The sequence below is a fragment of the Streptomyces sp. NPDC007991 genome (genome assembly GCF_042958445.1).
In the GTDB taxonomy this organism is placed as follows: domain Bacteria; phylum Actinomycetota; class Actinomycetes; order Streptomycetales; family Streptomycetaceae; genus Streptomyces.
In genome coordinates this window covers 531,944-551,616 of record NZ_JBIBJD010000003.1, presented here as the reverse complement: position 1 = coordinate 551,616, position 19,673 = coordinate 531,944, and the positions used below count along the sequence as shown (strand labels likewise).

Annotated in this window: 16 protein-coding genes; 6 read left to right on the top strand and 10 right to left on the bottom strand. The window is 71.9% G+C overall.

Translation table 11 applies throughout. The features are described 5' to 3' along the window. Positions 1–52 precede the first annotated feature (52 nt). From ACFZDA_RS11025 to rsmI, 9 genes are all read right to left on the bottom strand, one after another. Positions 53–1,816: a PQQ-binding-like beta-propeller repeat protein gene (locus tag ACFZDA_RS11025; RefSeq protein ID WP_391078197.1), complete on the bottom strand. Its 1,764-nt coding sequence runs from the start codon at positions 1,814–1,816 to the stop codon at positions 53–55. 192 nt (positions 1,817–2,008) lie between these two features. Beyond that, entirely contained in the window at positions 2,009–3,817 is a 1,809-nt protein-coding gene (locus ACFZDA_RS11020; protein WP_391078195.1) for an ATP-binding cassette domain-containing protein, read from the bottom strand. A gap of 71 nt (positions 3,818–3,888) precedes the next feature. Then, positions 3,889–5,130 (bottom strand): HEAT repeat domain-containing protein, encoded by a 1,242-nt coding sequence (locus ACFZDA_RS11015; RefSeq protein ID WP_391078192.1) that lies wholly within the window; start codon positions 5,128–5,130, stop codon positions 3,889–3,891. Between the two features lie 65 nt (positions 5,131–5,195). Then, positions 5,196–6,095, bottom strand: a complete 900-nt coding sequence (locus tag ACFZDA_RS11010) for a 4-(cytidine 5'-diphospho)-2-C-methyl-D-erythritol kinase (RefSeq protein ID WP_391078189.1) — start codon at positions 6,093–6,095, stop codon at positions 5,196–5,198. Then, positions 6,092–6,979 (bottom strand): 16S rRNA (adenine(1518)-N(6)/adenine(1519)-N(6))-dimethyltransferase RsmA, encoded by an 888-nt coding sequence (gene rsmA / locus ACFZDA_RS11005; protein ID WP_391078186.1) that lies wholly within the window; start codon positions 6,977–6,979, stop codon positions 6,092–6,094. The genes ACFZDA_RS11010 and rsmA overlap by 4 nt, the downstream gene beginning before the upstream one ends. A gap of 58 nt (positions 6,980–7,037) precedes the next feature. After that, on the bottom strand, positions 7,038–8,441 hold the full coding sequence (locus ACFZDA_RS11000; protein WP_391078184.1) for a ubiquitin-like domain-containing protein: 1,404 nt from the start codon (positions 8,439–8,441) through the stop codon (positions 7,038–7,040). A 146-nt stretch (positions 8,442–8,587) separates the two neighbouring features. Further along, positions 8,588–9,499, bottom strand: coding sequence for a TatD family hydrolase (locus ACFZDA_RS10995; protein WP_391078181.1), 912 nt, complete (start codon positions 9,497–9,499; stop codon positions 8,588–8,590). 79 nt (positions 9,500–9,578) lie between these two features. After that, on the bottom strand, positions 9,579–9,953 hold the full coding sequence (locus ACFZDA_RS10990; RefSeq protein WP_391078178.1) for a hypothetical protein: 375 nt from the start codon (positions 9,951–9,953) through the stop codon (positions 9,579–9,581). A 283-nt stretch (positions 9,954–10,236) separates the two neighbouring features. Then, positions 10,237–11,085 carry a 16S rRNA (cytidine(1402)-2'-O)-methyltransferase gene (gene rsmI / locus ACFZDA_RS10985; RefSeq protein ID WP_391078175.1) on the bottom strand — a complete coding sequence of 283 codons (849 nt, stop codon included), beginning with the start codon at positions 11,083–11,085 and terminating at the stop codon, positions 10,237–10,239. 111 nt (positions 11,086–11,196) lie between these two features. Here rsmI and ACFZDA_RS10980 point away from each other — a divergent pair, with 111 nt between their 5' ends. From ACFZDA_RS10980 to ACFZDA_RS10970, 3 genes are all read left to right on the top strand, one after another. Beyond that, on the top strand, positions 11,197–12,942 hold the full coding sequence (locus tag ACFZDA_RS10980) for a phospholipid carrier-dependent glycosyltransferase (RefSeq protein WP_391078172.1): 1,746 nt from the start codon (positions 11,197–11,199) through the stop codon (positions 12,940–12,942). Positions 12,943–13,073: 131 nt separating this feature from the next. After that, positions 13,074–14,705: a penicillin-binding transpeptidase domain-containing protein gene (locus tag ACFZDA_RS10975; protein ID WP_391078171.1), complete on the top strand. Its 1,632-nt coding sequence runs from the start codon at positions 13,074–13,076 to the stop codon at positions 14,703–14,705. Between the two features lie 96 nt (positions 14,706–14,801). Next, positions 14,802–16,475 (top strand): penicillin-binding transpeptidase domain-containing protein, encoded by a 1,674-nt coding sequence (locus ACFZDA_RS10970; protein ID WP_391078168.1) that lies wholly within the window; start codon positions 14,802–14,804, stop codon positions 16,473–16,475. A 30-nt stretch (positions 16,476–16,505) separates the two neighbouring features. Here the strand turns inward: ACFZDA_RS10970 and ACFZDA_RS10965 are convergent, their stop codons facing one another. After that, positions 16,506–16,871, bottom strand: a complete 366-nt coding sequence (locus tag ACFZDA_RS10965) for an SsgA family sporulation/cell division regulator (protein WP_391078165.1) — start codon at positions 16,869–16,871, stop codon at positions 16,506–16,508. A 168-nt stretch (positions 16,872–17,039) separates the two neighbouring features. Here ACFZDA_RS10965 and ACFZDA_RS10960 point away from each other — a divergent pair, with 168 nt between their 5' ends. The 3 genes from ACFZDA_RS10960 to ACFZDA_RS10950 are packed head-to-tail and all read left to right on the top strand — an operon-like array spanning position 17,040 to position 19,664. After that, positions 17,040–18,137 carry an energy-coupling factor ABC transporter permease gene (locus ACFZDA_RS10960; RefSeq protein WP_391078162.1) on the top strand — a complete coding sequence of 366 codons (1,098 nt, stop codon included), beginning with the start codon at positions 17,040–17,042 and terminating at the stop codon, positions 18,135–18,137. Position 18,138: 1 nt separating this feature from the next. Then, positions 18,139–18,900, top strand: a complete 762-nt coding sequence (gene cbiQ, locus ACFZDA_RS10955) for a cobalt ECF transporter T component CbiQ (RefSeq protein WP_391078159.1) — start codon at positions 18,139–18,141, stop codon at positions 18,898–18,900. Further along, positions 18,888–19,664, top strand: a complete 777-nt coding sequence (locus ACFZDA_RS10950) for an ATP-binding cassette domain-containing protein (protein ID WP_391078156.1) — start codon at positions 18,888–18,890, stop codon at positions 19,662–19,664. The genes cbiQ and ACFZDA_RS10950 overlap by 13 nt, the downstream gene beginning before the upstream one ends. The last annotated feature ends 9 nt before the right edge of the window (positions 19,665–19,673 follow it).

The window sequence follows — 19,673 nt, the reverse complement described above, 5'->3', positions numbered from 1 at the left end:
TCGGGGAAGGGGACGGACGACGAAGGCGAAGGCAGAAGCGAGAGGGGAAGCGTCACTTGCCGTAGGCGAGCATCAACTTCTCCTTCGTGTCGTCGTTTCCGCTCAGCCGGGTGGTCGAGATGTAGAAACGCCCGTCGACCCAGTCGGTGTCCTTGGAGAAGAAGCCGTTCTCGATGTCCGCCGCGGCCTGCGGGTTCTGGAGCAGCTTGACCGGCTTGTGGCCGCTGCCGCCGGTCGGGATGGACACGACCTGGCCGCCCGCGTCGTACGACGGCTGCACATAGGCGATGAGCTTGCCGCCCTCGACCTTCATCGGCAGCATCGACTCGTCGGCCGGGGACTTCACCCGCCACTTCTCCTTGCCGTCGGCGAGGTTGACCGCGACGATCTCGTTGGCGCCGCTGCTCGCCTCCGTCGGGAGGTAGAGCGTGGTGTCGTCGACGGCGACGCCCTGGCAGCCCTGGAGGTCGCGCTCGAGGATGGCCCAGCCGCACTCGGGGGCGAAGTCCTCGTCGAAGCCGACCTGCGAGCGGAACTTGCCGCCGGAGGTGAAGGTGGAGATGTTCCAGGCCTTCTTGTCCTCGTTGGTGCTGTAGACGACCAGCGGGCTCACCGAGTAGGTGCGAGCGACCCGCCAGCCCTTGTCGAACGGCTGGGTCCACTTGGCGTCGCCGGTGCGCGGGTCGAGCTCCTGCACCTCGTCGTGCTCCTTCGAGGTGCCGGCCCCGCAGGAGGAGACGGCGATCAGCTTCTCGCCGCCGGCGAAGGCGGAGGGGAAGCAGGAGGCGCCGTACTTCTTCTTGTCGAACAGCTTGTCGCCGTTGGTGACGTCGTAGGCCGTGCCGGACTGGGAGCGGCCCACCATCAGCGTCTTTCCGGTGATGGACAGTTCGACGGAGAGCGTGGAGTCGAACAGGGCGCCGTCGCCGACCTCCTCCTTCCAGCCCTTGGCTCCGGTGTTGAGGTCGATCTCCTGGAGCTGGTTGCACTTGGCGCGGTCGCTGCTGCCGCTCATGTACGCGACGACGATCTTGTCGTCGGACGTCTTCTGCGGGGTCGTCGCGCAGATCTTCTGCGGGAAGGTGATGGCGTCCCAGGTGGGCTTGCCGTCACCGACGTTGTAGGCGAAGAGCTGCTTGTACGCCGCCTTCACCGCGGTCTTGTCGGTGATCCACATGCCCTGGGCGTCGGCGCCGGAACCGGGCGCGTCGGGCGCCTCCTTGTACCAGAGGACCTTCGCCTCGCCGGCCTGGCGGCCCTCGTTGAGGTTCTCCGGGTCCTCGCCGCCGTCGCCGCCGCCGTCACCGGGGTTGACCGGGGCGGAGGAGTTGGGCTTGCCGTCGTCCGTCGGCTGGGCGACCGGCTTCTTCCCGCGCTTGCCGTCGTCGCCGCCGGTGACCGCCCACACGGTGGCGCCGACCACCAGCAGCGCGGCCACGGCCGCGCCGATGATCAGGGCGGGCTTGCCCTTGAAGGGGTTGCCCGAGCCGCCCCCGGGCGGGGTGCCGGGCGCGCCGGGGTACTGCGGCTGCTGCGGGTAGCCGTAGCCGGGCTGGCCGTACGGGCCCGGCTGCTGCGGCTGGCCGTAGGGGCCGGAGTTGTAGGGTCCCGGCTGCCCGTACGGCCCGGGCTGCTGCGGGGGCTGCTGGGGATAGCCGTATCCGGGCTGCGGCGGCCCCTGCGGGGGCGGCGGCGTCTGGGGCGGTCCCTGGGGCGGCGGCGGGGTCTGCGGTGCCCCGAAGCCACCGCCCTGCGGCGGCTGGTTCTGCGGTGCTCCGAAGCCACCGTGCGGTGGCTGACTGGGCGGCTGAGTCATCAGCGGCTCCCCCGTTCGATCACTGATTTTTAGCCACGCCCTGAGGTACGCGATGTGCTCAGAGTCGCTTCATAAAGTTCTAAGACGGCTCTTTCTATCACTCCGTTCCGACAGCGCACCGGGCCGTATCACCCCCTGTTCCCAAGGGAGGACCGCCCCGTGATGCCGTCGTTATGCGCCTTCACGCACCCTTCACGCATCCTCGGCGAGTTCCAGCCAGCGCATCTCCAGCTCCTCGCGCTGACCGGCCAACGCGCGCAGTTCCGCGTCGAGTTCGGCCACCTTCGAGAAGTCCGTGGCGTTTTCGGCGAGCTGGGCGTGGAGCTTGGTCTCCCTCTCGGAGACCTTGTCGAGCTGCCGCTCGACCTTCTGGAGTTCCTTCTTGGCGGCGCGCTGGTCGGCGGCGCTCTTCTCCGGGGCGGCGGTCCGCGGCGCCGCGGCGGGCGTCGCGGCGGCAGCGGCCTCCTCCATGCGCTGCCGCCGCTCCAGGTACTCGTCGATACCGCGCGGCAGCATCCGCAGGGTGCCGTCGCCGAGCAGGGCGAACACCCGGTCGGTGGTGCGCTCGATGAAGAACCGGTCGTGGGAGATGACGATCATCGAGCCGGGCCAGCCGTCGAGCACGTCCTCCAGCTGTGTCAGCGTCTCGATGTCGAGGTCGTTGGTGGGCTCGTCGAGGAAGAGGACGTTGGGCTCGTCCATCAGGAGCCGCAGCAGCTGGAGCCGCCGCCGCTCACCGCCGGACAGGTCGCCGACCGGCGTCCACTGCTTCTCCTTGGTGAAGCCGAACGTCTCGCACAGCTGACCGGCCGTCATCTCGCGCCCCTTGCCCAGGTCGACGCGCTCGCGCACCTGCTGCACGGCCTCCAGCACGCGCGTGGCCGGGTCGAGTTCGGCGACCTCCTGGGAGAGGTAGGCCAGCTTCACCGTCTTGCCGACGCGGATGCGCCCGCCCACGGGCTGGGCCTCGCCGTCGCTCCGGGCCGCCTCGGCCATGGCCCGCAGCAGGGACGTCTTCCCGGCGCCGTTGACACCGACGAGACCGATCCGGTCGCCGGGCCCGAGCTGCCAGGTGACGTGCTTGAGGAGGACCTTGGGACCGGCCTGGACGGTGATGTCCTCCAGGTCGAAGACGGTCTTGCCGAGCCGCGTGGAGGCGAACCGCATCAGTTCGCTGCTGTCCCGGGGCGGCGGTACGTCCTTGATGAGCTCGTTGGCGGCCTCGACGCGGAAGCGCGGCTTGGACGTACGGGCGGGCGCCCCGCGGCGCAGCCAGGCCAGCTCCTTGCGGACGAGGTTCTGCCGCTTGACCTCCTCGGTGGCGGCGATGCGCTCGCGCTCGGCCCGGGCGAAGACGTAGTCGGAGTAGCCGCCCTCGTACTCGTAGACGTCACCGCGCTGGACGTCCCACATGCGTGTGCAGACCTGGTCCAGGAACCAGCGGTCGTGGGTGACGCAGACGAGCGCGGACCGGCGGCTTTGGAGGTGCCGGGCGAGCCAGGCGATGCCCTCGACGTCGAGGTGGTTGGTGGGCTCGTCGAGGACGAGCAGGTCCTGCTCCTCGATGAGCAGCTTGGCGAGCGCGATGCGGCGCCGCTCACCGCCGGACAGCGGCCCGATGACCGTGTCGAGCCCCTTGGGGAACCCCGGCAGGTCGAGCCCACCGAACAGGCCGGTCAGCACGTCCCTGACCTTGGCGACGCCCGCCCACTCGTGGTCGGCCATGTCGCCGATGACCTCGTGGCGGACGGTGGCCTCGGGGTCGAGGGAGTCGTGCTGCGTGAGCACGCCGATGCGCAGTCCGCCCGAGTGCGTGACGCGCCCGGTGTCGGCCTGCTCCAGCCTGGCGAGCATGCGGATCAGCGTGGTCTTGCCGTCGCCGTTGCGGCCCACGACGCCGATGCGGTCCCCTTCGGAGACGCCGAGGGAGACGCCGTCGAGCAGGGCGCGGGTGCCGTACACCTTGCTGACGTTCTCGACATTGACCAGGTTGACGGCCATTTCTCTCCTGACAAGGGGGATGGATCGACCCTCCAGGGTAGTCGGGCGCGGCGGTGCTCCGTCCGGGGTCGTCAGGAGCCCCCGGCGGCCTCCTGGCGGCGCTGGTAGCGCCAGACGTCCAGCAGCCTCTCGTCGAACGGCAGCTCCGCGTCGACGGGGCCGATCCGGTGCTGGGCCTCCACACAGCGCGGATCGTCGCGCCAGGCCAGGCCGGACACGGCGCAGATGCGGACCGGCTGCCGCTCGTCATGGGTGAGCGCGACCAGCGCGTCCCCGGCCTCGGGCTCGCTTCCCCGGTAGTGCGCGAGCCAGCGGCAGGCCGCCTCGCGTACGCCGGGGTACGCGTCGCGGGCCAGGGTGAGCACGGCGGTGAGGCTCTCGGGGCGGGCCTGGGACCGGCCGTCCTCGGAGTGCCCCAGGGCGTCCGTCACCAGGGCGCGCACCCGGGGATCGGGGTGGGCGAGGTGCGACAGGCCGACCGCCTCGATCTCCGGGGCGCTGTCGTGGGTCATCGCGTTCAGGAGGGCGGCCAGCACCTCCGGGTCCTCCTCCTGTTCGGCCCAGGGCACGAGCTCCCTGCCCCGGTCCCGGAAGGGGTCGCGCCCCGTGACGAAGTCCCCGAGGATCAGGAACAGCATGATGTCGGCGGCGAGCAGGCGGTGGCGCCGGTCGGGGTGGTTGAGCAGGTCCCTGGTCCACTGCCAGGTCTCCTCGTCCAGCCGGCGGCCGAGCGTGAACACCACGATCAACCAGCCGACGTGGTTCCGGTCGGGGTGGGCGAGGGCCCGGTCCACCAGCTCGTCGAAGGGTGTACGGATCCCGTAGCGCTCCTCCGTGGAGGTGAGCACCGCCCGGTGCTCGTCGCGCACGGTCGTCCCGCCGAGCGTGAGCTGCTCGGACCACCAACCGACCTCGTCGTCCTCGACCCGGATCCGCGTCACCGGCCCGGTGTGGCCGGTGACGCGGCGCAGTTCGGCCTCCGTGCCCGCCTCGGCCCATCGCCGGGCCCGGGCCAGCAGTTCGGCGCGCGCCGGTGCCGGGAGCGGGATCCGGCTGGTGGCGAGCGCGTGGGTCAGCAGGTGGGACCCGCCGTCCACCGACCGCGTCAGCGGGGTGCTCCCGTCGGGCAGCCGGCGCAGGGGGTCGGCGCCGGCCTGGAGCAGCGCCTCGGCGACGGGCCGGTCGTACGCCGCCACGGCCAGGCACAGGACCGGGAGGCCGTCCTCGAGGGTGTCGGGCTCGGCGCCGGACTCCAGCAGCGCCGTGACCTCGTCCACGTCACCGCGCCGTACGGCCGCGACCAGTTCCCGCACGCTTGTACCCCCATTTTTGAAACGACTGGGGGAGCCTAGGGCCCGGCCGCGGCCGGGGCACGTGATTAACTCCCGGTGATGGTCGCCCCGGGTGCCGGGCCCGACGCCGTGCGCACCGTCCGGCACGTCCCGGACGCCAGCAGGGCCTGCGCCACCGCGGCGGCCGACTCCGGGTCGCGGACCAGGAACGCGGTGGTCGGGCCGGAGCCCGAGACGAGAGCCGCGAGGGCGCCGGCGGCGCGGCCGGTGGCCAGGGTGCCGGCGAGTTCCGGGAAGAGGGAGAGCGCGGCGGGCTGGAGGTCGTTGGAGACGGCGGCGGCGAGCTCGTCCGGGTCCCCCTTCGCCAGGGCGGCGAGGAGTTCCTCGGAGGCGACGGGCTCGGGGATGTCCGTGCCCTCGCCGAGCCGGTCGAACTCCCGGAAGACGGCCGGGGTGGACAGGCCGCGGGCGGCCATCGCGAACACCCAGTGGAAGGTGCCGCCGACCTCCAGGGGCGTCAGCTGCTCGCCCCGTCCGATGCCCAGGGCGGCCCCGCCGACCAGGCTGAACGGCACGTCGCTGCCCAACTCGGCGCAGATGTCGAGCAGTTCGTCCCGGGAGGCGCCGGTCTGCCACAGCGCGTCGCAGGCGAGAAGCGCGCCGGCGCCGTCCGCGCTGCCGCCCGCCATGCCGCCGGCGACGGGGATGTCCTTGGCGATGTGGATGTGGACGCCGGGCGTCCGGCCGTACCGCCCGGCGAGCGCCTCGGCCGCCCGCGCGGCCAGGTTCGTGCGGTCCAGAGGGACCTGGCCGGCGTCCGGGCCCTCGCAGGTGAGGCGGAGTTCGTCGGCCGGGGTGACGGTGACCTCGTCGTAGAGGCCGACGGCGAGGAAGACGTTGGCCAGGGGATGGAAGCCGTCCGGGCGGGCGGGGCCGACCGCCAGCTGGACGTTGACCTTGGCAGGGACCCGGACCGTCACGCTCACGCGGACTCCTCCTCCTGATGCTGGTTCTGCTTGTGCTCGGCGATCCGCGCGAACTCCTCCACGGTCAGCGACTCGCCCCGCGCCTGCGGGGAGACCCCGGCGGCGACCAGGGCCGCCTCCGCTGCGGCGGCGGACCCGGCCCAGCCGGCGAGCGCGGCCCGCAGCGTCTTGCGGCGCTGGGCGAAGGCGGCGTCGACGACGGCGAACACCTCGCGCCGCGAAGCCGTCGTCTTCGGCGGCTCGGTCCGGCGGACGAGGGAGACCAGGCCACTGTCGACGTTCGGCGCCGGCCAGAAGACGCTGCGTCCGATGGCGCCGGCCCGCTTGACCTCCGCGTACCAGTTGGCCTTGACCGACGGGACGCCGTACACCTTCGAGCCGGGCGGTGCGGCGAGGCGGTCGGCGACCTCCGACTGGACCATGACGAGGGTGCGTTCGATGCTCGGGAAGGTGTCGAGCATGTGCAGCAGCACCGGGACGGCCACGTTGTAGGGGAGGTTGGCGACCAGCGCGGTCGGGGCGGGGCCGGGCAGCTCCGTGACGTGCATCGCGTCGGAGTGGACCAGGGCGAAGCGGCCGGCGCGGGCGGGCATGCGGGCCGCGATCGTCGCGGGCAGGGCGGCGGCGAGCACGTCGTCGACCTCGACGGCCGTGACGCGGTCGGCGACCTCCAGCAGGGCGAGCGTCAGCGACCCGAGGCCCGGGCCGACCTCGACGACCACGTCGTCGGGGCGGACCTGTGCGGTGCGGACGATGCGGCGGACGGTGTTCGCGTCGATCACGAAGTTCTGGCCGCGTTGTTTGGTGGGGCGTACGCCGAGGGCGGTCGCCAGTTCGCGGATGTCGGCGGGGCCGAGGAGGGCGTCGGGGGCGGGGCTGGTCACGGGGACAAGGGTACGGGGGGTTCGGGAGCCGGTTTCACGACTGCCCGCAGCCAGGGCCCTAACGCAAGCGGTCCCCGCAGTGGGGCCACGGGCTGGCTCCTCTCCGGACGTACAGCTTCTTCGCGCGGTACGTCTGTTCCGCCGCCGGGGCGTCCTGGGGGCGGCCCTTGCCGCCGAGGGTGTGCCAGGTGTGGGTGTCGAACTGGTACAGGCCGCCGTAGGTGCCCGACGAGTCGACCGCGTCGGGGCGGCCGCCGGACTCGCAGGCCGCCAGGCCCTGCCAGTCGAGGTGGTCGGCGCCGCGCACGGACTCCGGTCGCGGCTTGGTGCCGACCTTCACCAGCTGCGGGCGCGGTTCGCGCACCACCTCGGACTTGATGCGGCGCGGCTTCTGCTTGACGCCGTTGACGGTGCGCAGGGAGTAGGTGATCCGGCGCAGGCCGGGCCGGCCCGCCTCCTCGACGACCTCCGTGCCGCGGAACAGGGTCGGGTCGTCGGTCCGCCGCACCTGGAACGGGATCGGCTCCTCGCGGACCTCCCTGCCGCCGGTGATCCGCAGCACCGTGACGGTCTGCCCGTCGCGCGGGAAGCTCCCCTGCGGGACCGACGTGGTGTCCTGGCCGCGCAGGGTGATCCCGGCCTCCTCGACGGCCTCCCGCACGGTCGCCGCGTTGGTGCGGACGGTACGGGCCCGGCCGTCCGCCATGATCGTGACCGTGCGCTCGGTCCGCACGTCCAGCGCGAGCCCTTCCCTGCCGATACGCCGGGAGCGCGAGGTGGACACGTACGCGCCCTCCTGGCGCACCCCCAGCTGCCGGAGCGCCCCCTCCACGGTGTGTGCCGTCGTCCACACCTGGCTCCGCTGTCCGTCGAGGGTGAGCCGCACCGGGCGGCCGTAGTGCACGGCGACCTCGTCGCCGCTGGTGATCTCCGTGCCGGGGCGGGGCGCCACCGCGTCGTGGGCGCCGACGTCGACGCCCTCCTCCGCGAGCAGCTCGGTGACGTCGTCGGCGAAGGTGTGCAGCGTGCGCTCCTTGCCGTCGACGTTCAGCTCGATCGCCTTGTCCTTGGCGACGAACGCCGTGGTGCCGCCCGCCAGGAAGGCGACGACCAGGGCCTGCGGGAGCAGCCGCCGCATGGCGACGTCGCCCGGCCGCTCGACGTACCGCGCCTTGCGCCGTCGCGCGGGTCGCCGGTGCGAGCCGGCGCGTGACGCGGCGCGGGCTTCGGCGCGGGCTTCGGCGCGGGCTTCGGCACGCGTTTCCGCGCGCGACGTGCGCGGGGGCGGCACCTCGTAGGCGGGCCGGTAGGTGTCCTCGTACCCGAGCGTCCCGGCGCCGTGCGGATCGGCGGGCGGCGCGTCGAAACCGCCGTACAGCGGGTCCGCGCAGGCCGGGCCGTACGTCTCGTACGCCGTGTACGCCTCGGGTGTCTCGTACGTCTCGTACCGCGAGTTGCTCACGCCGACACGCTCCAGGGGCCGGAGGGGGTCCAGAGGGGTCCGGATCGGGCCCCCAGAACCTAGCGGAGCGTTCGTCACTCTCCAAAGCGACGCGACTACGCACAGTCGTATGGTGAGTCGGGCAGGACGTCTACGGGCCGGGGAGGTCAGTACCCGAACGCGCGCGCCGTGTTCTCCGCGAGAGCCGTCGCCAGCGTGTCCTCGTCGATGCCGCGCACCTCGGCCATGGCCCGCACCGTGATCGGCACGAGGTACGGGGCGTTGGGCCGGCCGCGGTACGGCACCGGCGTCAGGAAGGGCGCGTCCGTCTCCACCAGCAGCAGCTCCGGCGGGGCCACCGCCACCGCGTCCCGCAGGTTCTGGGCGTTCTTGAAGGTGACGTTGCCGGCGAAGGACATGAAGTAGCCGGCGTTCGCGCAGATCCGCGCCATCTCGGCGTCGCCGGAGTAGCAGTGGAAGACGGTCCGCTCGGGGGCGCCCTCCTCCTTCAGCACGCGCAGGACGTCGGCGTGGGCCTCGCGGTCGTGGATGACCAGGGCCTTGCCGTGCCGCTTGGCGATCTCGATGTGGGCGCGGAAAGACCGCTCCTGCGCCTCCTTGCCCTCCGGCCCGGTGCGGAAGTAGTCGAGACCCGTCTCACCGACGCCCTTGACCTGCTCCAGCGCGGCCAGCCGGTCGATCTCGGCGAGCGCGTCGTCCAGGGCGGCCTGGCCGCCGGGTTCGCGCGCGCCCTGCCTCGACCAGCCTCCCCCAGCCCCAGGGGGCTGGGAGGTGCCCCCAGGATCGCCATGGACGATCCGGGGCGCCTCGTTCGGATGCAGGGCGACCGTCGCGTGGACGGCGTCGTACGCCGCAGCCGTCTCGGCCGCCCAGCGGGAGCCCTTGAGGTCGCAGCCGACCTGCACGACGGTCGTCACTCCGACGGACGCCGCCTTCGCCAGCGCCTCCTCGACCGTGCCGGACTGCATGTCCAGGTGGGTGTGGGAGTCGGCGACCGGCACCCGGAGGGGTTCCGGGAGCGGGGGCGCGGCGTGCTTGCCGGAGTCGTTCGAAGGCATGCCCCGATCCTACGAAAGGGCGACGCCCTCCCCGGCGGGGGAGGAGCGGGGAGGGCGTCGACAAGGGGAGCCGGACGGGTCAGCTCGCCTTGCGCTGGAAGGGGTGGAGCAGGTCGGACAGATGCCAGTGGTGGTCCTCGCGCTGTTCCTGCTCGCCGGTGCCCTCGGCCTCGGAGTGCGCCGCGTTGCGCGCCGACTCGACCCGCCCGGGCCGCATGATGCGCACGACGTGTCCGTCGCAGTTCTGGCACGTGGGCTTGCTCAACGGGGAGGGCACGACCTCGCCGTCCGCCACGTAGAGGACGAACTCGTGCCCGGCGGCGTCCGTGTGGTGCTCTATCTCGTACGACTGCTCCCAGCCGTACCCGCAGCGCATGCACGCGAAGGAGTACGACTCGTGGACAACGGCACTCGCACCGGCGCGGAGCCCGGTCTGCCCTGTGATCTCACTCATGCCAGCTCCTGTTCCGCTGTGGCCTGAGGACGATTCCGTCCCCGCAACCCAGTGGACTCCTCAGCCGGACCGATGGCAGCAGACCTGTCGACTAATTGGCCCCGATTTGAGCGTCCCTTGCCCCTGACCCCCACCACCTTTGCCCGCCCATGGGGCGCTCGCTCAAACGACATGCGCCCTGCTCAGAGGGGGTTTGTTTCCGACCCGGGGCGGCGAGGAACCGCGCCGTCAACCCCCACAACCCGCACCCCGCAAACCACTGCCGCCCCTACCCCCAACCCGGCTACCCCGCCGCGTTCTTCGCGGCGACCACCGCATCGAACACAACCCGCTTCGGCACCCCGGCCTCGACCGCCACCGCGGCAATGGCCTCCTTGCGCCGCTCCCCCGCCTCCTCCCGCACCCGGACCCTGCGCACCAGCTCCTCGGGCCCGATCTCCTCAGGCCCCTTCTCAGGCGCCCCCTCCACCACGACGGTGATCTCCCCGCGCACACCCTCCGCGGCCCACGCGGCGAGTTCCCCCAGCCCGCCCCGCCGGACCTCCTCGTACGTCTTGGTCAGCTCCCGGCACACCGCGGCCCGCCGCTCCGCCCCGAACACCTCGGCCATCGCCGCCAGCGTGTCGTCGAGCCGGTGCGGAGCCTCGAAGTACACGAGCGTGCGCCGCTCCCCGGCCACCTCCCGCAGCCGCCCCAGCCGCTCCCCCGCCTTGCGCGGCAGGAACCCCTCGAAGCAGAACCGGTCGACGGGCAGCCCCGACAGCGCGAGCGCGGTGAGCACGGCGGACGGCCCGGGCACGGCGGTGACCCGGACGTCACGCTCCACGGCGGCGGCCACCAGCCGGTAGCCCGGGTCCGACACCGACGGCATCCCGGCGTCCGTGACGAGCAGCACACGCGCCCCGCCCACCAGCTCCTCGACCAGCTCCGGCGTCCGCGCGGACTCGTTGCCCTCGAAGTACGACACCACCCGCCCCTTGGGTGTGACGCCGAGCGCCTGGGTCAGCCGCCGCAGCCGCCGCGTGTCCTCGGCGGCGACGACGTCGGCTCCGGCGAGTTCCTCGGCGAGCCGGGGCGGGGCGTCCGCGACGTCGCCGATGGGGGTGCCTGCGAGTACGAGGGTTCCGATCACGCCCTCCATCCTCCCAGGGACCCAGGACGGGCACTCCTCCCAGGGGCGGAGGATGGGGACGCATCCGGCCATGCACGGGACTCACACAGCACGGTTCCCTACGATGGCGCGGTGACCAGTACCGCGTCCTCCACGGACACCCGGCAGGGCCAGGCGCCGCACGAGCAGCGGCCGTCCTGGCAGCAGCGGCTGCGCCGCTTCGGCTACCAGCAGCCACGAAGCGACGCCGGTGACGTCCGTGACCGGCTGGTGCCGCCGTACACCGAGCCCGGGCCGCGCCTGTGGGCCGGGCTCGGCGTCCCGCACACGCTCGCGGGGCGGCTGGTGCGCTGGTCGGGCTGGATCGGCCCGCTGCTCGTCGCCCTGCTGGCGGGCGTGCTGCGGTTCTGGAACCTGGGCAATCCCAAGGCGGTGATATTCGACGAGACGTACTACGCGAAGGACGCGTGGGCGCTCGTCCACCGCGGTTTCGAGGTCAACTGGGACAAGAACGCCAACGACCTGGTCCTCTCGTCGGGCGGGCACGTCACGATCCCGTCGGACGCGGCGTACGTCGTGCATCCGCCGGTCGGCAAGTACGTCATCGGGCTCGGCGAGCTGCTGTTCGGCTTCGACCCGTTCGGCTGGCGGTTCATGACGGCGCTGCTCGGCACGCTGTCGGTGCTGCTGCTGTGCCGGATCGGCCGCCGGCTGCTGCGCTCCACGTTCCTGGGGTGCCTGGCGGGTGCGCTGATGGCGGTGGACGGCCTGCACTTCGTGATGAGCCGCACGGCGCTGCTCGACGGCGTGCTGATGTTCTTCGTGCTGGCCGCGTTCGGCTGTCTGCTCATCGACCGGGACCGGACGCGCGGGAAACTCGCCGCGGCGCTCCCGGCGGACGCCGACGGCCGGGTCCGGCCCGACCGGCACGTCGCCGAGACGGCCCGCCTGGGATGGCGGCCCTGGCGCTGGGCGGCGGGCCTGATGCTGGGCCTGGCCTTCGCCACGAAGTGGAACGGCCTCTACATCCTGGCCGCGTTCTGCCTGATGACGGTGTTGTGGGACGTCGGCTCGCGCCGGGTGGCCGGTGCCCGGCACCCCTACTCGGCGGTGCTCCGGCGCGACACGGGCCTGGCGTTCCTCGCCACGGTTCCCGTCGCGATCGTCACCTACCTGCTCTCCTGGACCGGCTGGATCCTGTCCGCCACCGACGGCTCGGGCGGCTACTTCCGCAACTGGGCCGCGACCGACGGCAAGGGCGGCAACTGGACCTTCCTGCCCGACTGGCTGCGCAGCCTGTGGCACTACGAGCACCAGGTCTACGAGTTCCACGTCGGCCTGTCCTCGCCGCACACCTACCAGTCCAACCCGTGGAGCTGGCTGGTCCTGGGCCGTCCGGTGTCGTACTTCTACGAGTCGCCGGCGCCGGGCAAGGACGGCTGCCCGGCCGACGCGGGCGAGAAGTGCGCCCGCGAGGTCCTGGCGCTCGGCACGCCGCTGCTGTGGTGGGTCGCCTGCTTCGCGGTCCTCTACGTGCTCTGGCGCTGGCTGCTGCGCCGCGACTGGCGGGCGGGCGCCATCGCCTGCGGCATCGCGGCCGGCTACCTGCCCTGGTTCATGTACCAGGAGCGCACGATCTTCTTCTTCTACGCCATCGTCTTCCTGCCGTTCCTGTGCCTGGCGGTGGCCATGCTCCTCGGCGCGGTCATCGGCCCGCCCCGCTCCACCGACACCCGCCGCGTCGTCGGCGCCACGGCGGCGGGCGTCCTCGTCCTGCTGATCGCGTGGAACTTCATCTATTTCTGGCCCCTGTACACGGGCACGGCCATCCCGATCGACGACTGGCGGGCGCGGATGTGGCTGGACACCTGGGTCTAGCCGCCGCCTTCGGTCAAAAAACCGAAACGCCCGTGCCGGTAGTAACCGCTTGCGCATAGAGTGCTCGCGGATCGAGCTTTCTGAACACGTTCAAAGGAGCGTGTGAAGCTCAACGGGGAGGGGACCGCCTCATGGGCAGGGGGGTCAAGGCCGCCGTCATAGGCGGTGTGTTCGCGGTGATGGTGGGCGGGGCCGGGTACGGCGCCTACAACATCATGAGCGCGCTGAGCGGTGACGGCGGCACGAGCGGGGCCGCCACGGAGAAGAAGTCGGGGCCGCCCGGCAAGGACGAGGTCAAGGAGACCACGGCCAAGTTCTTCGCGGCCTGGGAGGAGGGCGCGGCCGCGACGGCGGCGTCGTACACGAACAACGACGCGGCCGCCGAGCGGTTGCTGACCGCCTTCGGGGACGACGCGCACATCACCGACGTGAAGATCACGCCCGGCACGGCGGCCGGCACCACCGTGCCCTACACGGTGAAGGCGAAGGTGGCCTACGACGGGAAGTCGAAGCCGCTGAGCTACCGCAGCAAGCTGACGGTCGTGCGCGGCCTCACCAGCGGCCGGGCGCTGGTCGACTGGCAGCCGTCCGTCGTGCACCCCGAGTTGAAGAAGGACGACACCCTCGTCACGGAGCAGTCGGCCAACCCGCCCATCGAGGCGGTCGGCCGTGACGGCTCCGAGCTGACGAAGGAGAAGTACCCCTCCCTCGGCCCGGTCCTGGACGCCCTGCGCGACAAGTACGGGGAGAAGGCCGGCGGCACCCCCGGCATCGAGCTGGTCGTCCGGCACGACGGCAACGGCGCTCCCGACACCCCGCTGCTGACCCTCGCCGAGGGCAAGCCCGGCAAGCTCACCACCACGATCAGCCCGAGCGCGCAGGCGGCGGCCGAGAAGGCGGTCAAGCGGTTCGCCCAGTCGTCGGTGGTGGCCGTCAAGCCGAGCACGGGTGAGGTGCTGGCCGTGGCGAACAACCGTACGGACGGCTTCAACGCGGCCTTCGAGGGCCGGGCGGCCCCCGGCTCCACGATGAAGATCATCACCGCCGCGATGCTCATCGACAACGGCGTGACCTCGATGAACGGCCCGGCACCCTGCCCGCCCACGGCGACGTGGCAGAGCCAGACCTTCAACAACCTCAAGGGCATGAAGCCCAACGAGAACGCCACGCTCGCCAACAGCTTCATGCGGTCCTGCAACACCGCCTTCATCAAGCTCATCGACGAGAAGCCCCTCACGGACGCCTCGCTGACCCGGGAGGCCGAGCAGCGCTTCGGGCTCGGACAGGACAACTGGAAGACCGGCATCGTCTCCTTCGACGGCAGCGTCCCCGCGGTCGGCGGCCCGGACCGGGCGGCCGGTGCCATCGGGCAGGGCCAGGTGCAGATGAGCCCGCTGAACATGGCCTCGGTGACCGCGACCGCGATCACCGGCACCTTCCGCCAGCCCTACCTCGTCTCGCCGGAGCTGGACGACCGTGAACTGGCCCGGGCCGACGGCCTGAAGGCGGGCACCGCCGCCCAGCTGAAGCAGATGATGCGGCTCACCGCCACCCAGGGCACCGCCCAGGAGGCCATGCGGGGACTCGGCGGCGACATCGGCGCCAAGACCGGTTCCGCCGAGGTGGACGGGAACGCCAAGTCCAACAGCTGGTTCACCGGGTTCCGTGACGACATCGCGGCGGCGGCCATGACCGAGGAGGGCGGCCACGGCGGCGACGCGGCCGGGCCGATTGTCGCAGCCGTGCTACGAACGGGTGGCTGATCTCACCTCCCCGGGACGGGACTCTAGGGTGGTGGCCGTCATTGGGACAGCCGAGGGCAACGGGGACCCTGGGGATTCGTGGAGGAACGAACAGCAGTGGGCAACAGAAGGCGCGTCGCCGAGCGACGAAAGACGAGGCCCGCCGTGATCGGCGGGGTGATCGCCGTGGTCGTCGGCGGCGCCGGGGTCGGCGCCTACGCGCTGTACGGTGCGGGCGCGGCGGCCGACGACGGCACCCGGGCGGCCTCCGCCGACCACAAGCCCAAGGTGAAGACCGGACCCCTGTCGGCGGCCGAGGTCACCACCACCGCCCGCGCCTTCCTCACCGCCTGGCAGTCGGGGAAGGTCACCGAGGCCGCCGCGGCCACCGACGACGCGGCGGCCGCCGGTTCCCTGCTCACCGGCTACACCAAGGAGGCCCGCGTCAAGGACGTAACCCTCACCCCGGGCACCCCAAAGGGTGACAAAGTGCCGTTCTCCGTCAAGGCCACGGTGGCGTACAAGGACACCGAGAAGCCGCTGGCGTACGACAGCGCGCTGACCGTGGTCCGCCGCACCAGCGACGGGAAGCCGCTGGTCGACTGGCACGCGGCGGTGGTCCACCCCGACCTGGAGGACGGCGACAAGCTGGTCACCGGCGAGGCGGGCACGCCCCCGGTCAAGGCCCTCGACCGGGACGGCGGCGAACTGACCAAGGAGAAGTACGCCTCCATCGGCCCCGTCCTGGACGGGCTGCGCGAGAAGTACGGCAAGGAGGCCGGGGGCAAGGCCGGCATCGAACTGCGGGTCGTGCGCGGGAAGTCCGCCGCGTCGGACGACCTGTCCGACAAGACCCTGCTGGAGCTGAGCAAGGGCACGCCGGGCACGGTGAAGACCACGCTGGACCCGGCCCTCCAGGCGGCGGCCGAGAAGCAGGTCGCGAAGAAGGCCCGGTCGTCGGTGGCCGTGGTGCGGGTGTCGACCGGCGAGATCCTGGCCGCCGCCAATGCCTCGCCCGGCTTCAACACCGCCTTCCAGGGCTCGCTCGCGCCCGGCTCCACGATGAAGGTCATCACCTCGTCGCTGCTGATCGAGAAGGGCCTGGCCTCGGCGGACAGGAAGCATCCGTGTCCGAAGTACTTCACGTACGGGCACTGGAAGTTCCAGAACGACGACAAGTTCGAGATCAAGGACGGCACGTTCAAGGCGAGCTTCGCCCGCTCCTGCAACACGGCCTTCATCAGCCAGGCGCCGAAGCTCGAGGACGACGACCTGACCAAGCAGGCCCAGCAGGTCTTCGGCCTGGGGATGAACAACTGGGCCATCGGAGTGCCGTCCTTCGACGGCGCGGTGCCCGTGCAGTCGGCGGCCCAGAAGGCCGCCTCGCTGATCGGGCAGGGCGGGGTCCGGATGAACCCGCTGAACATGGCGTCGGTGTCGGCGACGATCAAGTCCGGCACCTTCCGCCAGCCGTACCTGGTCTCCCCGGACGTGGACGGCCGCAAGCTCGCGGCGGCCTCGCGCACGATGTCGGCGGGCACGCTGGCCCAGCTGCGTGAGCTGATGTCGTACACGGCCGACTACGGCACGGCCGCGGAGGCGATGGCCGGCATGGGCGGCGACGCCGGCGCGAAGACCGGGTCCGCCGAGGTCGACGGACAGAAGAAGCCGAACGGCTGGTTCACCGCCTACCGGGGCGACCTGGCGGCGGCGGGTGTGGTCCAGCAGGGCGGGCACGGCGGTTCGACGGCCGGTCCCATCGTGGCGGCGCTGCTGAAGGCGGGCGGCTGAGCCCCAGGCCGTGAGGCCCGGGCCCCGGGCTCAGTGCGTGACGGGTTGCGCGGCGGCCATGTACGTCCGCCGCAGGAACCGCAGCAGCGCCTGCCTCTCGAACTGCACCACCGAGACCCCTTGTGCGGAGTGGAACTCCACCACGACCTGCACCCGGCCGCACGGCCACACCCGCACCTCGCCGCTCCCGGCGGGGGCCCGCAGTCCCTCCTCCAGCAGCTCGCGGCCGAAGGTCCATTCGCGGCCCCCGGACCCGGGCAGCCTCATGCGCACGGACCGGGGGTCGCGGTCGGGGTCGTACCGCAGCGTCACCGGGACCGCTTCCAGCTCGTCGATCAGCGGGACGGCCGCGTCCGTGACGATGTGGGCTCGCGCGTACTGCTCGACTACGGACATCGGACGAACCCTTCACCGTGCGCTACCTGTGTGGAACCTGTGCGTCCACCCCCTCTCGAATGTCCCATATTTTCCGGATTACGCCCATAGAGCCGGACATGACGAAGGTGAGATAAAACGAGCGGCGCGCTCTTGCACATCGTTCGCATCAAGCCACATCATCGAACGGTGCATGTACCCGACGGATTCATCAACGCGCCCACCTCCGCCGCCACCGGCGTGATCGCCGCGGGCGCCATCGCCGTGAGCCTGCGCGGCGCGCGCCGCGAACTCGACGAGCGGACGGCACCGCTGGCCGGACTGGTCGCTGCGTTCATCTTCGCCGTGCAGATGCTGAACTTCCCCGTCGCGGCGGGGACCAGCGGCCATCTGCTGGGCGGTGCGCTCGCCGCGATACTCGTCGGCCCCTACACCGGGGTCCTGTGCGTCTCCGTCGTCCTGCTCATGCAGGGCATCCTCTTCGCGGACGGCGGTCTGACCGCGCTCGGCGTGAACATCACCAACATGGCGATCGTCACCACGGTCGTCGCCTACGCCCTCTTCCGCGGCCTGGTGAAGGTGCTGCCCCGCACCCGCCGGTCGGTCACCGTGGCCTCGTTCACCGCCGCCCTGGTCTCCGTCCCGGCCGCCGCCCTGGCCTTCACGCTGATGTACGCGGTCGGCGGCACCACCGACGTGTCGATCGGCAAGGTCGCCACCGCCATGATCGGCGTGCACGTCCTGATCGGCATCGGCGAGGCCGTGATCACCGCGCTCACCGTCGGCGCGGTCATCGCCGTGCGCCCGGACCTGGTGTACGGGGCGCGCGGCCTGACGCAGCGGCTCAAGCTGCGGGTGAACGGCGAACTGGTCGACGCCCCCGAGCCCGAGCCGGCCCCGGCGGCCGCCCGGGCCTCGCACCGCGCGGTGTGGGCCGCGGGCCTGGTCGCCTCCCTGGTCCTGGCCGGGTTCGTCAGCTTCTACGCCTCCGCCGACCCCGACGGCCTGGAGAAGGTCGCCGCCGACCACGGCATCGACAAGAAGACCGAGGAGCACGCCGTCGCGGATTCCCCGCTCGCCGACTACGGCGTCAAGGACGTCGCCGACGCCCGCCTGTCCGGGGGGCTGGCCGGCGTCATCGGTGTGGGCGTCACGGTCGTCGCGGGCAGCACCGTCTTCTGGGCCGTCCGCCGCCGCCGTGACGACGACGCCTCCCCGTCGAACACGTCGAACACGTCGAACACGTCGGCCGACGTGTCGGACGCTTCGAGCACCACGAGCGTCTGACATGGGAGCAGGGCACGCGCACAAGCTCTACCGGCACGGGCACTCGCCCGTGCACGGTCTGCCGCCGCACACCAAACTCGCCGCCGTGTTCGCCTTCGTGGTGGTCGTGGTGTCGACACCACGGGAGGCCATGTGGGCCTTCGGGCTGTACGCCGTACTGCTCGGGACCGTGGCGTACGCCGCGCGGGTGCCCGCCGGGTTCCTGCTGCGGCGGCTGCTGATCGAGGTGCCGTTCGTCGCGTTCGCGGTGCTGATGCCGTTCGTGGCGGAGGGCGAGCGGGTCGACGTCCTCGGTATGTCCCTGAGCGTGGGCGGCCTGTGGGGCGCCTGGAACGTGCTCGCCAAGGGCACGCTCGGCGTCGCCGCCTCCGTGCTCCTGGCCGCCACCACCGAACTGCGCGAACTCCTCCTGGGCCTCCAGCGCCTGAGGCTCCCGCCGCTCCTCGTGCAGATCGCGTCCTTCATGATCCGCTACGGCGACGTCATCACGGACGAGATGCGGCGCATGCGGATCGCCCGGGAGTCCCGCGGCTTCGAGGCGAAGGGCGTCCGGCACTGGGGCGTCCTGGCCAAGTCCGCGGGCGCCCTGTTCATCCGCTCCTACGAGCGCGGCGAGCGCGTGCACCTGGCCATGGTCAGCCGCGGGTACGCCGGCTCCATGCCGGTCATCGACGAGGTGACCGCGTCCCGGGCGCAGTGGTCGTACGCCCTCGCCCTGCCCGGTGCCGCCCTCGTCGTGTGTCTGCTGGGATGGACCCTGTGACTGATGTGACCCCTTCGCTCGACGTGGCCGGACTGGCCTTCGCCTACCCCGACGGGCACCAGGCCCTCTTCGGCGTCGACTTCTGCCTCGCACCCGGCGAGCGGGTCGCCCTGCTCGGCCCGAACGGCGCCGGCAAGACGACCCTCGTGCTCCACCTCAACGGCATCCTGACCGGCGGCACCGGCACGGTGACGGTGGCCGGACTGCCCGTCGGAAAGCAGCACATGGCTCAGATCCGGCGCAGGGTCGGCATCGTCTTCCAGGACCCGGACGACCAGCTCTTCATGCCGACCGTCCGGGAGGACGTGGCGTTCGGGCCCGCCGCGGCCGGGCTGAAGGGGCCGGAGCTGGAGCAGCGCGTGGACCGGGCGCTGGAGCGGGTCGGCATGGCGGAGTTCAAGGACCGGCCGCCGCACCACCTCTCCTTCGGCCAGCGCCGCCGGGTGGCCGTCGCGACCGTCCTCGCCATGGAACCGGAGATCCTCGTTCTCGACGAGCCCTCCTCCAACCTCGACCCCGCCTCCCGCCGCGAACTGGCCGACATTCTGCGGTCGTTGGACGTGACGGTGCTCATGGTCACGCACGACCTGCCGTACGCCCTGGAGCTGTGCCCGCGCTCCCTGATCCTCAGCGAGGGCGTGATCGCGGCGGACGGCCCGACCGGCGAACTGCTCTCCGACGAGGAGCTGATGCGCGCCCACCGGCTGGAGCTGCCGTTCGGTTTCGATCCGCGCGCCGTGCCGGCCGCTCCGGCCCGTCCGTGACAATGGGCG

Excerpts from the sequence above, each read along its gene's own strand:
- ACFZDA_RS11025 (WP_391078197.1), bottom strand. The coding sequence starts at position 1,816 with ATGACTCAGCCGCCCAGTCAGCCACCGCACGGTGGCTTCGGAGCACCG.
- ACFZDA_RS11020 (WP_391078195.1), bottom strand. The coding sequence starts at position 3,817 with ATGGCCGTCAACCTGGTCAATGTCGAGAACGTCAGCAAGGTGTACGGC.
- ACFZDA_RS10995 (WP_391078181.1), bottom strand. The coding sequence starts at position 9,499 with ATGCCTTCGAACGACTCCGGCAAGCACGCCGCGCCCCCGCTCCCGGAA.
- ACFZDA_RS10990 (WP_391078178.1), bottom strand. The coding sequence starts at position 9,953 with ATGAGTGAGATCACAGGGCAGACCGGGCTCCGCGCCGGTGCGAGTGCC.
- ACFZDA_RS10975 (WP_391078171.1), top strand. The coding sequence starts at position 13,074 with ATGGGCAGGGGGGTCAAGGCCGCCGTCATAGGCGGTGTGTTCGCGGTG.
- ACFZDA_RS10965 (WP_391078165.1), bottom strand. The coding sequence starts at position 16,871 with ATGTCCGTAGTCGAGCAGTACGCGCGAGCCCACATCGTCACGGACGCG.
- cbiQ (WP_391078159.1), top strand. The coding sequence starts at position 18,139 with ATGGGAGCAGGGCACGCGCACAAGCTCTACCGGCACGGGCACTCGCCC.
- ACFZDA_RS10950 (WP_391078156.1), top strand. The coding sequence starts at position 18,888 with ATGGACCCTGTGACTGATGTGACCCCTTCGCTCGACGTGGCCGGACTG.